Origin of the sequence: Mesorhizobium sp. LNHC221B00, from assembly GCF_000502935.1 — a bacterium.
Classification (GTDB): Bacteria; Pseudomonadota; Alphaproteobacteria; order Rhizobiales; family Rhizobiaceae; genus Mesorhizobium; species Mesorhizobium opportunistum.
In genome coordinates, this window is the sequence record NZ_AYWR01000012.1 from 53,740 (window position 1) to 68,566 (window position 14,827).

Genomic DNA, 14,827 nt, shown 5'->3' on the forward strand with positions numbered 1-14,827 from the left:
AATTTAAGCAACGGTTGCCGCTCAGAAAAACGCCTGTATCCCCGTCTGCGCCCGCCCGAGGATCAGCGCGTGCACGTCATGCGTGCCCTCGTAGGTGTTGACCGTCTCCAAATTCTGCGCGTGGCGCATGACGTGGTAGCCGATCTGGATGCCGTTGCCGCCGTGCATGTCGCGGGCCTGGCGAGCGATGTCGAGCGCCTTGCCGCAATTATTGCGCTTTACGATCGAGATCATCTCCGGCGCCATCTTGCCTTCATCCATTAGCCGCCCAACCCTGAGCGAGCCCTGCAGGCCAAGCGCGATCTCGGTCTGCATGTCGGCGAGCTTCTTCTGGAACAGCTGCGTGCCGGCGAGCGGCTTGCCGAACTGCTTGCGGTCGAGGCCGTATTGGCGCGCCCGGTGCCAGCAATCCTCGGCGGCACCCATGGCGCCCCAGGAAATGCCGTAGCGCGCCCGGTTGAGGCAGCCGAACGGGCCACCGAGGCCCTTGGCGTTGGGCAGCAATGCGTCCTCGCCGACCTCGACGCCTTCCATCACCACCTCGCCGGTGATCGACGCGCGCAGCGACAGCTTGCCGCCGATCTTCGGCGCCGACAGCCCCTTCATGCCCTTTTCCAGCACGAAGCCGCGAATTTCGTCCTTACCGTTGTCACCCTTCAACTTCGCCCAGACGACGAACACGTCTGCGATCGGCGCGTTGGAAATCCACATTTTGGAGCCGGTGAGCTTGTAACCGTTGGCGGTCTTCTCGGCGCGCGTCTTCATGCCGCCCGGGTCCGAGCCGGCATCCGGCTCGGTAAGGCCAAAGCAGCCGATCCATTCACCCGACGCCAGCTTCGGCAGGTATTTCTTGCGCTGCGTCTCCGAGCCATAGGCGTGTATCGGATACATAACCAGCGACGACTGCACAGACATCATCGAACGATAACCGGAATCGACACGCTCGACTTCCCGCGCGACCAGCCCGTAGGTGACATAGTTGGCACCGAGCCCGCCATATTCCTCGGGGATGGTGATGCCGAGCAGACCCGCCTCGCCCATCTCGCGAAAGATGCCGGCATCGGTCTTTTCCTCGAGATACGCTTCCTCGATGCGTGGCGCGAGCTTGTCGGCGGCAAAGGCCGCCGCACCGTCGCGCACCATGCGCTCGTCTTCCGAAAGCTGGCCCTCGATCAGGAACGGGTCTTCCCAGACGAATGCATTCTTGTCGGCGGCCATGGCTTCTTGATCCTCAAAACGGGTGAAGTCCGGCTTATCGGTCCGTGGCCTGAAAAAATCAAACGAAATTGCTTCACCAATCAATGAGCGTTAGGAATGAATGATGAGTGTCCAGCGCCGCCTTTTGCCCAACATCAGCGCCCTTGCAGCCTTCGAGGCGGTGGCCCGGCTTGGCAGTTTCACCGCCGCCGCGCAGGAGCTCGATCTGACGCAGGGCGCAGTCAGCCGTCAGATCAAGCTGCTCGAAGACCAGTTCGGCCGCCGGCTGTTCGAGCGCGACAGCCGCAATGTCCGGCTGTCGACAGCGGGCGAAATCTATTCCGACGCGGTGCGTTCGGCCCTCGGCCAGTTGCGCGACGCAGCTCTTGGATTGATGAGCAATCGGCATAGCGGCATCCTGAACCTGGCCATCTTGCCGACGTTCGGCACGCGCTGGCTGATGCCGATGATCCCCGATTTCGTGGAAAGAAATCCCGATATCACCATCAACTTCGTCACCCGCGTCGGCCGCTTCGACTTCGCCCGCGAGAGGCTGGACGCCGCTATCCACTACGGCCTGCCGGATTGGCCGGAGGCGGACTCGACGCTCCTGGTGCGCGAGACGGTGGCGCCGGTGGTGTCGCCGGAATTCCTCGCCGGCCGCGCCATTGCCACGCCGGCCGATATCGGCCGCCTGCCGCTCCTGCACATGGCGACGCGACCCGGCGCCTGGACCGAATGGTTCGAGCACCAGGGCCTGAGCGCGCCGACCGGACCGGGCATGCAGTTCGAGCAGTTCGGCACCGCCGCCCAGGCGTGCATGGCAGGGCTCGGCGTCGCGTTGTTGCCGCTCATCCTCATCACGGGTGAATTGCAGCGCGGCCAGCTCGTGCTGGCGCCAGGCCAGCCCATGCAAAGCCGCAGCGCCTATTATCTCGTCGTGCCTCACGACAAGAGAGGCCACCCGCCCGTCGCCAGTTTTCGCGACTGGCTGCTGGGCCAGCTTGAGAAGGAGCCGGCCGTTCTGGCTTGGTAGCTACTTCCGCTTCAGCGCATCCGCCAGCGCGGCGCCAAACGCGCCCTGCTGGGCCGGCCGTTCCGGTTGCCGCTGCGGCATTGGCGAACGTGGCGTCGGCTTGCCGCCACCATTGTCGCGTGGCCCTCTCGATGCGCCGCCCTCGCCGCCATCCTTGCGCATGGAGAGCGCGATGCGTTTGCGCTTGATGTCGACGTCGACGACGCGCACCTTGACCACGTCGCCGGCCTTGACCACCTGATGCGCGTCCTTGATGAAACGGTCGGCCAGCTGCGAGACATGCACCAGCCCGTCCTGGTGGACACCGATATCGACGAAGGCGCCGAAGGCGGCGACATTGGTGACGGTGCCTTCCAGCAGCATGCCGGGCTTCAGATCCTTGATGTCGTCGACCCCGTCGGCGAAGGTCGCGGTCTTGAAGCCGGGACGCGGATCGCGGCCGGGTTTTTCCAGCTCGGCCAGGATATCGCGCACCGTCGGCAGGCCGAAACGCTCATCGACGAAGACGCGCGGATCAAGCGCCTTGAGCGCCGCGCTGTCGCCCATCAGCGAACGCACATCACGGCCGCAGGCGGCGACGATCTTCTTGGCCACGCCATAGGCTTCCGGATGCACCGAGGAGGCATCGAGCGGCTCGCTGCCATTGGCAATACGCAGGAAGCCGGCGGACTGTTCGAACGCGCGGGGTCCAAGGCGCGCTACTTTCAGCAAATCCTTGCGACTGGCGAAGGGGCCGGTCGCGTCGCGATGCGCGACGATGGCGTCGGCCAGCGACGCACCGAGACCCGAAACCCGCGCCAGCAATGGCGCTGAAGCGGTGTTGAGATCGACGCCGACCGCGTTGACGGCATCCTCGACCACCGCTTCCAGCGACCGGCCAAGCCGGTACTGGTCGACATCGTGCTGGTACTGGCCGACGCCGATCGACTTCGGCTCGATCTTGACCAGTTCGGCGAGCGGATCCTGGAGACGTCGCGCGATCGACACCGCGCCGCGCAACGACACATCCAGGCCGGGGAATTCCGCCGCCGCCGTCGCCGATGCAGAATAGACGGAGGCGCCCGCCTCGCTGACGATCACCTTCAACGGCTTCGGTCCGCCGTCGGACGGCATGTCGGACAGCATGTCCGCGACCAGCTTCTCCGTCTCGCGGCTGCCGGTGCCGTTGCCGATGGAAATCAGCTCGACCTTGTGCAGGCGAACGAGCCTGGCGAGTTCCGCCTGCGTGCCCCTCACATCGTTCTTTGGCGGGAACGGATAGACGGTCGTCGTCGTGAGCACCTTGCCGGTGCCGTCGACCACCGCCACCTTGACGCCGGTGCGGATGCCGGGATCGAGCCCCATCGTCGGCCGCGACCCTGCCGGCGCGGCGAGCAGCAGATCCTTGAGATTGCGGGCAAAGACATGGATCGCCTCTTCCTCGGCCCGCTCGCGCAGGTCGCGCATCAGATCGAGCGTCAGGTGCAGCGAAAGCTTGATCCGCCATGTCCAGCCCGCGACCTCCATCAGCCAGCGGTCGCCCGGCAGGCTGCCGCCGATGGCATAGGCATTGGCGACCATTCGCTCGACCGGCTTCACCGGCGAGGTGTCATCGGCATCGACCTCGATGTCGAGCGACAGCACCTCCTCGTTGCGGCCGCGCAGCATGGCCAGCGCGCGGTGGCTCGGCACATTTGCCCAGCGTTCGACATGGTCGAAATAGTCGGAGAATTTCGCGCCCGCCTCCTGCTTGCCGTCGACCACTCTGGCGCGCATGAAGGCGCGTTCCTTCATGTAGGTCCGCAATTTGCCGACAAGATCGGCATTTTCGGCGAACTGTTCCGACAGGATGTCGCGCGCGCCTTCCAATGCGGCCTTGGCATCGGCCACCTCTTCGCTGACATAGGCCAGCGCCAGTTCGGCGGGCACGAGCGAACGATCGGCGAGGATGGCCTCCGCCAGCGGCCCCAACCCGCGCTCCCGAGCGATCTCGGCCTTGGTGCGGCGCTTGGGCTTGTAGGGCAGATAGATGTCTTCCAGCTCCGCCTTGGTGGCGGCGGCGATGATCTTGCCCTCGAGTTCCTCGGTCAGCTTGCCCTGCTCGCGGATGGAGCCAAGGATCGTGTCACGTCGCGCGTCGAGCTCACGCAGATAGGCCAGCCGCTCGGCAAGGTCGCGTAGCTGCGTATCGTCCAGCCCGCCGGTGACTTCCTTGCGGTAGCGCGCCACGAACGGCACCGTCGCACCTTCATCGAGCAGTTCGATCGCCGCGGCCGCCTGCTCGGGCCGCGCCGCGATCTCGGTCGCGATGATGGCTGCGATGCGCTTGATGTCGGATGCCATGTCATTCCCACTCTTGTCGAAAGAGCGGCGACCATAGGCGCTGACATCCGGTCCGCCAACCGCCGCGCTTCCGTCAGCCCGGCGGGTCCACAGGAAAGCACTCGCTAATTTGGTGGCAGGAGGCGTTTAGACCATCCGGCTCAGCGCTTCGAAAAACGCCACAAGCTCGATATCCAGCGGATCGTCGACCGGCTCCGGCTGCGACGACATCTTGGCGATCACCACTTCGGTCGTCGGGTCGACATAGAGCCACTGGCCATGGATGCCGATGCCGCAATAGGCGCCGTTCTCGTGTCCGGTCTGGTACCATTTGTTGCGATAGCGCCCCTTCGGGAACAGCGGCTGCATCGCGCCGCGCTGCCAGGCTTCCGCGCTGCCGCCGGTGCTGGTCGTGTCGCGCACCCAGGCCTCCGGCACAATGCGCCGGCCATTGGCCGTGCCGCCCTGACGCATCATTTCGCCGACACGCGCCAGATCGCGCGGCGTCACCGAGATGCCGCCGGCGGTGCGTGCCGTGCCTTCCATGTCGACGCCGATAGAAGCCTCGCCGACGGCGCCGAGCGGCAGCCAGAGCTTATCGCGCATCAGCTCGTTGAAACGCTGGCCCGAGGCACGCTCCAGCAACAGGCCGAGCAGGTCGGAATTGGGCGAACGGTAGCGGAAGGTCTGGCCATGCGGCTCGGCCAGCCGCTGCAAGGTCAGGATGAATTCGCGCAGGCTTTCGGTGCCGCCGCCCGGGTTCCACAGCGTCGCCCGGCGATAGCGGGCAAAGGCGCTTTCCGGATCGAGATAGGCTTCCTCGAAATCGAGGCTGACGCTCATGTCGAGCACATGCCGCGCACTCGCATCGCCATAGGCCGAGCCGGCGGCCTCCGGAATGTAGTGCGCCACTGGTGCTTCCGCATCGAACACACCCTCGGCTTCCAGTATGCCGGCAATGATGGCGGTCACCGACTTGCTGATCGAGAAGATGATGTGGCGGGCGCCGAAATCCATATGCGGCGCGAACCAGTCGCCGATAATCTTGCCGCCTTTCATGATGGTCAGCGCGTCGGTGCTGGAGCGGACGAGAAATTCGGCCACCGTTTCCGGCGCGCTGGCGACCGAGACCTTTTCGCCAAGCAGGCCACCGAGATCTTGCATCGGTGCTTCGATGTCCCCCGCCGCCGTGACTCGCGCCGTCGGCACCAGTTCGCCGAGGTTCTGGAACGACCATCGGTTGAACGGGCTCTCGCGCCAGTTGGCGAGCAGCACCTCGTTGCGACGGAAGCCGTAGCGGGTCTCGAACGCGGTCATGCCGGTCATGGCGTTTCCTCTTGGAGTCGTTTTTTCTATGGGGCTCAGCTCAACGCGGCGGCGATGGCATGCACGGCCTTCAATGTCGCCATGGAGTAGGCGAGGTTGTTGAAGTCCGGATAGCTCGACAGCTTCACCACGACCATTCCCGTGTTCCAGTCGATGTGGATCATCTGCCCGAACACGCCCCGGCACATCAGCGCGCGCGAGCGGGGATCCTCGATCCAGAACTGGTTGCGGTAGCTGCCTTCCGGCAGGCTGGCGGAGAAATCGGGGCCATGCCTGCCATTGCGTGTCGTCTCGATCCATTCGGCCGGCACGATGCCGCCGCCATTGTCGAGGATCATCTGGCCGAAGCGGCCATAGTCGCGCAACGTTGCATTGAAGCCACCATCGGCGAGCGCATAGCCGGCGCTGTCGACGGTAAAGCAGGCGCTTTCGTCGGCGCCGAGCTTTTGCCAGAGCTCTTCCGAGACCAACTGCGCCAGCCGCTTGCCCGTCACCCGTTCCATGATGAAGGCGAGCACGTCGGTCTCGATCGAGCGGTACTCGAATTTCGCGCCGTGCGGACGGATTGTGTCCTTCAAGCCCAGGATCAGGTCGAACATATGCGAAGGCCAGCGAAAGTCCGGATCGCTGCCCGGCGGCACCGGCTTCCAGCCGGTCGCGACATCGACCTGGCCGATGTCGGAATAGCGGTCGGTGTATTCCTCGGAGAAGCGCACGCCCGTGGTCATGTCGAGCACATGCTGGACGCTGGCACCGGCCCATCCCGTTGCCTTCAGCTCTGGCAGGTAGTCGGTCACCGCCTTGGCTGGATCGATCAGGTCACGGCCGGCCAATATGCCGAACACCGATCCGGTGACGGACTTCGCCATCGACTGCGACAGATGCAGCGTGCGCTCGTCCATGCCATTGAAATAGCGCTCATAGGCGACCTTACCGTTTTTGAGCACCAGGATGCCATCCGTGTAGGTCTCGTCGAGCAGCCCGGCGAGCGTCGAAGGCTGGCCCTCGCTGCCCTCGACCGGCAGCCCGTCGAGATCGACCTCGGCGCGTTCGAGGCGGTGGCGATGCCCATTGCCGCGCCAGACTTCAGCCGTCGGCAGAATTTCCCTGATGTGCTGGAACGCCCAGCGGTTCCATGGCGGCCTGTCCCAGTCGAGCTTCGGCGGCACCATGGCGGGCGGCGAGCCCTGCATGATCGGCGGCCGCGGATCGCTGTTGCGATAGGAGTCCATGAAAGCCATTCCCGGAACAAAAAAGACCCGGCGGCGTGTGCCGCCGGGTCCATCGCGTAGCGATTACTTCTGCAGCTCGGTCCAGATTTTAGTGTAGAGTTCCTGCGTTTCAGGCGGGCACATCTTCTGGAATTCGCCTTTCGGCTTGGCGTCGGCCGGAATAATGACTTCCGGCGCGTCCTTCATGTCGGCCGGCATGTACTTGTCCGAGCCGGTGATGGCGTTGGCATAGCGGTGGAAGGCCGAGAGGCCAGCCGCGTTTTCCGGATCCATGATGAAGTTCTGGAACAGCTTGGCGTTTTCGACGTTCTTGGCTTCCTTGAGGACGACGACGTTGTCGCTCCACAGGCCAAAGCCTTCCTTCGGATAATTGTAGTGGATGGCCGGGTTGGCCAGCCGCTGGCGCAGCGCCGAGCCGTTCCAGTCACTGGTTGCCTTGAAGTCGCCGGCGCCCATCTTTTCGATGGTGTTGTATTCCATGGCGATCCAGTTCGGCTTGGCCGCCACCAGGAGGTCACGTACCTTCTTCAGCACCGCCTTGTCATCGGTGCACTGCTGGCCGCCGACATATTTGATCGCCGCGAAGATGACGTCGCCCATTTCCGGGACGACATTGACCTTGCCCTTCAGTTCGTCCGGCGTGTTGAAGACAATGCCCCACGTATCGGCCGGGCCCTTATAGGCATCGGTGTTGACGACGACGCCGATCGTGCCCCAGGCCCACGGCACGGAATATTTGCGGCCGGGGTCGAATTCAGGATTGGCCCATTCCGGCGCCACGTTCTTGAAGTTCTCCATCTTGCCCGGATCGGTCTCCAGCACGAGACCTTCCTTGATCCAGATCGGCACATAGGTCTGCGACGGAACCGCGATGTCGAAACCGGTGCCGCCCTGGCGAATCTTCGCAAGCGCGGTGTCGTTGGAATCGTAGTCGGTGATGGTCACCTTGACCTTGTATTTGTCCTCGAACTTCTTGATCACGTCGGGGCTGGTGTAGTTGCCCCAATTGTAGATGTTGAGCACGCCTTCTGCGCGGGCAAGCCCCGTCGATGCGAGCAACGCCAACCCCATGGCGGTCGCTGTTGTCTTCCAGTTCATCGTTCTAACTCCCATTTCAGGTTTCAGTCTCGTTTCCTGCTGACGAAGAAAAACAACGTGACGATCGCGACCGAAAGCAGCAGGAAAGCGGTCGATATCGCGTTGATCTCGGGTGTGATGCCGCGGCGTATCTGGCCGAGCATGTAGGTGGGCAACGTGTCCTGGCCGCCCGACTTGACGAACTCGGTGATGACGACATCATCGAGCGAGATGACGAAGGCCAGCATCAGTCCGGCCAGGATGCCGGGCCACAAAAGCGGCAGCGTGATGCGGCGGAAGGTCTTCCACGGCGTCGCGTAGAGGTCGGCGGCCGCACGTTCCAGCGTCAGGTCCATATTCTCCAGCCGCGCCCGGATCGGCAGGTAGGCGAAGGGAATGCAGAACGCCGTATGCGCGGCGACCAAATAGCCGATCCCCGAATAACCAGTGAAGATCTTGATGCGCGAGAAGAAGATCAGCAGCGCCACGCCGGTGACGATCTCGGGCACCATCAGCGGCTGGTTGATCGCCGCGTATTTGAAGGTGAGGCCGGGATAGGATGCCGTGCGCGTGGTGGCGAGCGCCGCCATGGTGGCGAAGATGGTCGAAAGCACCGCCGCGATGGAACCGATCTGGAAGGATCGCAGCGTCGCATCGATGACCTGCGTGTTCTGGTACGCCGACTGGAACCACTTGAACGAAAACCCGCCCCATTCCGATGTCGAGCTGGCTGCGTTGAAGGCGTAGATGACCAGCACGATGATGGGCAGATAGAGCACGACGAAGCAGGTCGCGGCGATCGCCGTGAACCCCGGCTGGTGCTTGATGGAGAAGTTGTCAGCCATGACGCACTCCCGACTTGCCGGCATTGCGCACATAGGCAAGCAGCGCCACCATGACGATGATCATCACCGTGATCGACAGCGCCGAGCCGAGCGGCCAGTTGCGGCCCTGGCCGAACTGCAGTTCGATCAGGTTGGACAGCATCATGTTCTTGCCGCCGCCAAGCACGCTCGGCGTCACATAGGCGCCAAGTGCGGGGATGAAGACCAGGATCGAGCCGGCGATAACGCCGGGTTTGACCAGCGGGAAAATGATCTTGCGCAGCACCTTGAAGCGCGTCGCGTAGAGATCATAGCCCGCCTCGACCAAACGAAAATCGAGCTTCTCCATGCTGGCATAGATCGGCAGCACCATCAGCGGCAGGTAGACATAGGCCATGCCGACCAGGATCGCCGTATCGGTGTAGAGGATCTGGATCGGCGCCGAGACGATGCCGAGCTTCAAGAGGATCGTGTTAATGATGCCTTCGTTGCGGATGATCTGCAGCACGGCGAAGGTACGGATCAGGAGGTTGGTCCAGAACGGGATGGTGATCAGGAACAGCCAGAGATCCCTCGTCTTCTCGCTTCGCGTCGCCATGAAATAGGCGGTCGGGAAACCGAGCGCCAAGGTCGCGAGCGTCGTCACCACCGCAAGCTTGACCGAACGCCAGAGGATGGTGACATGCGCCGCAGCGAGCGAAAGCGTGTCGTCGAAAATGTCGCGCTCCAGCAGCACCGATGTCCAGGCGTCGGACGAGAACTGCCATTTCACGTCGCCATAGGCGCCGGGCGTCAGGAACGAATAGACAAGCACGATCAGCAACGGGCCGGTCGCGGCAAACAGAATGACCAGCAGCGCCGGTGCTGACAACAGCCAGCGGTCACGCACATCGCGCCGCTCCGCTGCCTTGGCGACTTCTTCCGCGGTCGCCATCAGTCCCTCAGCACTTGCGCGGCGTCGTTGCCGATCTTGATGCCGACCTTGTCGCCGCGTTCGAAACCGCAGCCGGCGCTGCGCGTGTTCTGCTGGCGCACGGTGAAAGCCTCGCCGCTGTCGAGCTGGACATGGATATGCGTGTCGGTGCCGAAATAGACGATGTTTTCGACCGTGCCCGCGAGGTCGCCCTTGTCCCTCGTCAGCTTGGCATGCTCGGGCCTCACCACCACGGTAGCGTTGTCCTTTGGCTGGAAGCCTTCGGCTACGGTCGCCTCGATGGCCGTGCCGGATTTGAGCGTCGCGCGCACCCTTCCGTTGCCGATGCCCGATATCGCTGCGGTGAGGAAGTTGGTTTCGCCGATGAAGTCGGCGACGAAGCGTTCCGCCGGCTTGTCGTAAATGTCCCAGGGCGAGCCGACCTGCAGGATCTTGCCCGACGACATCACCGCGATGCGGTCCGACATCGTCAGCGCTTCTTCCTGGTCGTGGGTGACGAAGATGAAGGTGATGCCGGTCTCGTGCTGCAGCCGCTTCAGTTCGATCTGCATCTCTTTGCGCAGCTTGTAGTCGAGTGCGGACAGCGGTTCGTCGAGCAACAGCACTTTGGGCTGCGGCGCCAGCGCCCGGGCCAGGGCCACGCGCTGCTGCTGGCCGCCGGAGATCTGGCTGGTGCGCCGGCCCGCCAGCGCTTCCATCTTGACCAGCTTCAGCATCTCGGCGACGCGCGCCTTGATCTCGGCCTTGGGCTTACCCAGCATTTCCAGGCCGAAGCCGATATTGTCGGCCACCGTCATGTGCGGAAACAGCGCGTAGGACTGGAAGACGGTGTTGACCGGCCGCTTGAAGGGCGGCAACGGTGCGATGTCCTGGCCGTAAAGCAGGATCTCGCCGGCGGTTGGAAAATCGAAGCCGGCGATCAGCCGCAGCAGCGTGGTCTTGCCGCAGCCGGATGGTCCCAGCAGCGTGAAGAACTCGTTTTCGCGGATGGTCACCGACACCGTATCGAGGGCAGCGACCTGCCCTTCCCCTGATCCGAAAATTTTACTGACGTTTACGACTTCAATTGCATTCCGATCCGGTTTTTCCGGCACGATACGCCTCACTGTTGACCCCGCTCTTGCTGGCGAGGTTTTTCCCCTGTTGGATGTGACCACACGGCCGGTAGGTTGGCAAGTCCGGCATTGAATCACAGTTCAGTAGTCATTCATCCGGCTAGCAAGCCGCATGCCATTGTCAGGCCTGGTAGGTGACCTTGCCGCCGCAGATCGTCGTCACCGGCCGCAGTCTGTGCAGTTCGGCCGGCGCGGTCCTCTCGATATCATCGGACAAAACCACCAGATCGGCCATATAGCCTGGTTTCAGCATACCCTTGCGGTGCTCGGCGAACTCCGCATAGGCACCCTCCACCGTGTACGCGGTGAGCGATTCATGCAGCGAGAAGCTCTGGTCCGGGTCGCTTTCTGCCCATGGTTTGCGCATCACTGCCGCCTGAATACCCAGGATCGGATCGATCGGCGACACCGGCCAGTCCGATGCGAACACGACATGCGCGCCGGCATTCTTCAAGGTCCGCCAGGCATAGCTCAGCGGCCAACGGGCCGGCCCGATGCGCGACACGGTCGGCTCCAGCGGAAAATCCATGGCGCCGGGCGGATGCGGCGGCTGCATGGAAGCGATGACACCGAGTTCGGCGAAGCGCGGCACGTCCGATGTGGTTATGACCTCGATATGTTCGACGCGATGCCGGCTGTCGCGCTTGCCATTGGCCTTTTGCGCCGCCTCGTAGCCGTCGAGCACGGCGCGGACGGCGCCGTCGCCGATCGAGTGCACGGCGATCTGCAGTCCACGTCTGTCGACGGCAACCGCCAGATCGATGAACTGCTGCGGCGTGAACAGTGGCTCGCCGACCCAGTCGGTGCGATCGGCATAAGGCTCGACCATCACCGCCGTCCAGGAATCGAGCACGCCATCGTAGAACACCTTGACCATGCCCGAGGACAGCCACTCGCTGTTGTAGCGCTCGGTCATCACGGACGCCTTGTCGAGCATGTCGAGCGTCATGAAATTCTTGTAGTGGAACGGGATCTGGACGCGGCAGGGCAAGCCTTCCGCGGCCTCGATCTCGGCCAGCAGCTCAAGCTGGTAGAGATTGCCGTCCATGTTCTGGATCGAGGTGATGCCGTGGCGCGCGCACCAGGCAAGCCCGCGCCGCATGATGTCGCGGTCGGCGGCGCGTTCTTCAGCCGACGGCATCGGGTCCGGCTCGCCGCCTGTCGCCAGCCCCAGCCGCACCCGGCTCTCGCCGGCAAGGTCGAGCACCGGACCGAAGGCCTCGCCCTCGCGCAATTCGCCCGCCGCCAGCCCATCGTCACCCATGACGATCTCGTTGCCCGGACCAAGCGTGCGGCCGTGCAGGATGCCGGCCATCTCCAGCGCCCTGGTGTTGGCCCACATCGTGTGATGGTCGGGCGCGGCCATGCAGAAGGGCCGGTCCGGCAGGATTTGATCGAGATGGTGGCGCGTCACCCGCTCGCTGCCAAGCACGGTGTAGTCGACGCCCTGCCCGACCAGCATCGCGGCATTGGGCCGGGTCGGCGCATAGTCGCGGATCGCCTTTTGCAACGCCTCGAAGCCATGGACGCCGCCAAGCTGAAGATGCGCGAGCTCGGCCCCGCCCGAAAACAGATGCATGTGGGCTTCGATGAAGCCTGGGATCACCGAGCCGCCCTTGGCGTCGATCACTTTTGTGGCCGGACCTTTGAGCTCTTCGATGGAGGCGCGGCTGCCGATGGCGATGATGGTGCCGTCCTTGACGGCAACGGCCTCGGCGGTGGGATTGTCATCGTCCATGGTCAGCACATGACCATTGATGACGATCAGATCCGCATTGTGACCCGCACCTGTGACAGACATCGCGACTCCGCGCTTTTGACGACTGACTGAGACCGGCAATCCTCTTGTCCGACAACCTGCCACGTCACCGCAGCCGCGTTATCGGATGAAAATGATGCCAGTGCGCTGTCTCTGGAAATTCCCCTTGTGATCCCTGAAAACAGCGTGGATAAAAGAATGCGACTAATTATTCGCGTTTGTCAACGTACCGAATTTCGAATGTATTGGACAGCACCTGCACCCGTATTGATACCCGGCAGGGAACGAGGACATCGAGCAGTGAAGCGCAGTCTCAGCCGCGAAACCAGGATGGCGCTCGAACCGCGCAAGCAGCCGCGGCAACAGCGGTCGAGCAAGGTGGTCGACCGGATTCTCGACGCGGCGCTGGTCTTGACACGGGAGCAGGGAACCAAGGCGCCGACGACGCTCGCCATTGCCCGGCGCGCCGGCCTGTCGGTCGGTTCGGTCTACCAATACTTTCCCAACAAGGAAGCCATTCTCCTGGATCTCGCCCGACGCTGGCTGTCCTCCTTTCCCGAGGTGATCGCGAGGCGCATCGAGGTCGCCCCGCCCACCAACCGCGACGAGTTTCGCCAGGAAGTGCGCAAGCTCTTCATCGACACGTCCACGCTCTATCGCGACAACGCCACCCTGATGCCGGTGATCGAGGCTATTTCCGGTAACGCCGACCTCAGGCCGATCCAGGACGAATATGACGAGCAGATCATTGCCCTCTACGCCGCATGGCTGCAGCATGTGAATCCGGCCCTTGAAGACGAGATCGCCAGCCGGCTCGGCGTGCTGATGATGGATGTCGGGCACGCCTGCCGGCTCGTAGGGCTGAAAAGAGATCGCAAGACATACGACCTCATCGAGGACGATGTGGAAAGAATGTGGCTCGCTTTGGTGACCCCCTATCTCAACCTTGACTGATTTCGCATTTCGAGAGGAATTTTATGAAGACTGTCTATTCGCCGCTTCATGCCGGTCATGCCGGCCAGATGGAACTGGTCACATCGGCGATCGTGCCGGGTTTTGAAAAGCCCTCGCGCGCCGAATTCATCAAGGCGCGGGTCGAAAGCGAGAAGCTCGGTCCGATCGTCCTGCCGCTCGAGCACGATCTTGCCGCCGCCAAACGCATTCACAAATCGGACTATATCGACTTCCTGCCGACGGTCTGGCCGCAATGGGTGGCCTCCGGTCACGAGGGCACGGCCATGCCCTTCACCTGGCCGACGCGCGGCCTGCGCGGCGACGTGCCGCCGAAGCGTGTCGATGCGCTGCTCGGCTACTATTCTTTCGATGCCGGCGCCACCTTCGTTGAAGGCACGTGGGCGGCGATCAAGTCATCCTATGACGTGGCGCTCACCGCCGCCGGCCTGGTGAAGGCCGGCGAAAGGTCCGCCTTCGCGCTCTGCCGTCCGCCCGGCCATCATGCCGGCGCCGGCTTCATGGGCGGCTATTGCTACATCAACAACGCCGCCGTCGCGGCGCAGTGGTTCCGCGATCAGGGTGCCAAGCGCATCTCGATCCTGGATGTCGACTATCACCACGGCAACGGCACGCAGGAGATCTTCTATGACCGCGCCGACGTGCAGGTTCTCAATCTGCATGGCGACCCGATGGTCGAATATCCGTTCTTCCTCGGCCATGCCGACGAGCGTGGCGCCGGCGCGGGCGAAGGCTTCAACATCAACTATCCGATGCCCTTCGGCACCGGCTGGGACGTCTGGAACGCCTCGCTGGAGGACGCCTGCGCCAAGCTCGCCGCCTACGCGCCCGACATCGTCATCGTCTCGCTCGGCGTCGACACCTTCGAGAAGGACCCGATCAGCCAGTTCAAGCTGACCAGCCCCGATTATCCCAAGATCGGCCGCCGCATCGCCAAGCTCGGCCTGCCGACGCTGTTCGTCATGGAAGGCGGCTATGCCGTCGAGGAGATCGGCATCAACGCCGTGGGCGTGCTGACCGGTTTCGAAGATCGGTAGCCTTCTCGCAAGCACAG

Annotated in this window: 12 protein-coding genes; 3 read left to right on the forward strand and 9 right to left on the reverse strand. The window is 63.3% G+C overall.

The genetic code is table 11. From position 1 onward, the window contains the following. Positions 1–21: 21 nt before the first annotated feature. Complete coding sequence (locus X741_RS150385; RefSeq protein WP_023778445.1) at positions 22–1,218, reverse strand: acyl-CoA dehydrogenase; 1,197 nt, start codon at positions 1,216–1,218, stop codon at positions 22–24. A gap of 103 nt (positions 1,219–1,321) precedes the next feature. On the opposite strand from X741_RS150385, the gene X741_RS150380 reads away from it, so the two are divergent. Further along, complete coding sequence (locus tag X741_RS150380) at positions 1,322–2,233, forward strand: LysR family transcriptional regulator (protein ID WP_023778446.1); 912 nt, start codon at positions 1,322–1,324, stop codon at positions 2,231–2,233. Here the strand turns inward: X741_RS150380 and X741_RS150375 are convergent, their stop codons facing one another. The 8 genes from X741_RS150375 to X741_RS150340 form a co-directional block, all read right to left on the reverse strand. Further along, on the reverse strand, positions 2,234–4,555 hold the full coding sequence (locus tag X741_RS150375) for a Tex family protein (protein ID WP_023778447.1): 2,322 nt from the start codon (positions 4,553–4,555) through the stop codon (positions 2,234–2,236). A 126-nt stretch (positions 4,556–4,681) separates the two neighbouring features. Then, positions 4,682–5,860, reverse strand: coding sequence for a serine hydrolase (locus X741_RS150370; RefSeq protein WP_023778448.1), 1,179 nt, complete (start codon positions 5,858–5,860; stop codon positions 4,682–4,684). Positions 5,861–5,895: 35 nt separating this feature from the next. Continuing rightward, positions 5,896–7,092: a serine hydrolase gene (locus X741_RS150365; protein ID WP_023778449.1), complete on the reverse strand. Its 1,197-nt coding sequence runs from the start codon at positions 7,090–7,092 to the stop codon at positions 5,896–5,898. A gap of 63 nt (positions 7,093–7,155) precedes the next feature. Next, on the reverse strand, positions 7,156–8,190 hold the full coding sequence (locus X741_RS150360; protein WP_023765725.1) for an extracellular solute-binding protein: 1,035 nt from the start codon (positions 8,188–8,190) through the stop codon (positions 7,156–7,158). A gap of 23 nt (positions 8,191–8,213) precedes the next feature. After that, the gene (locus X741_RS150355; RefSeq protein WP_023765726.1) at positions 8,214–9,014 is read right to left on the reverse strand and encodes an ABC transporter permease; all 801 of its coding nucleotides are present in this window, start codon (positions 9,012–9,014) and stop codon (positions 8,214–8,216) included. Next, on the reverse strand, positions 9,007–9,927 hold the full coding sequence (locus tag X741_RS150350; RefSeq protein WP_023765727.1) for an ABC transporter permease: 921 nt from the start codon (positions 9,925–9,927) through the stop codon (positions 9,007–9,009). Before X741_RS150350 ends, X741_RS150355 begins: the two co-directional genes overlap by 8 nt. Next, positions 9,927–11,021, reverse strand: a complete 1,095-nt coding sequence (locus X741_RS150345) for an ABC transporter ATP-binding protein (RefSeq protein WP_023778450.1) — start codon at positions 11,019–11,021, stop codon at positions 9,927–9,929. Before X741_RS150345 ends, X741_RS150350 begins: the two co-directional genes overlap by 1 nt. 142 nt (positions 11,022–11,163) lie before the next feature. Next, a complete protein-coding gene (locus X741_RS150340) occupies positions 11,164–12,843 on the reverse strand; it encodes an amidohydrolase (RefSeq protein WP_023778451.1) in 1,680 nt (559 codons plus the stop codon). 258 nt (positions 12,844–13,101) lie between these two features. Here X741_RS150340 and X741_RS150335 point away from each other — a divergent pair, with 258 nt between their 5' ends. Together X741_RS150335 and X741_RS150330 are read left to right on the forward strand one after the other, a co-directional pair. Then, positions 13,102–13,755 (forward strand): TetR/AcrR family transcriptional regulator, encoded by a 654-nt coding sequence (locus X741_RS150335; protein WP_023765730.1) that lies wholly within the window; start codon positions 13,102–13,104, stop codon positions 13,753–13,755. 23 nt (positions 13,756–13,778) lie between these two features. Continuing rightward, complete coding sequence (locus X741_RS150330) at positions 13,779–14,810, forward strand: histone deacetylase family protein (protein ID WP_023778452.1); 1,032 nt, start codon at positions 13,779–13,781, stop codon at positions 14,808–14,810. The last annotated feature ends 17 nt before the right edge of the window (positions 14,811–14,827 follow it).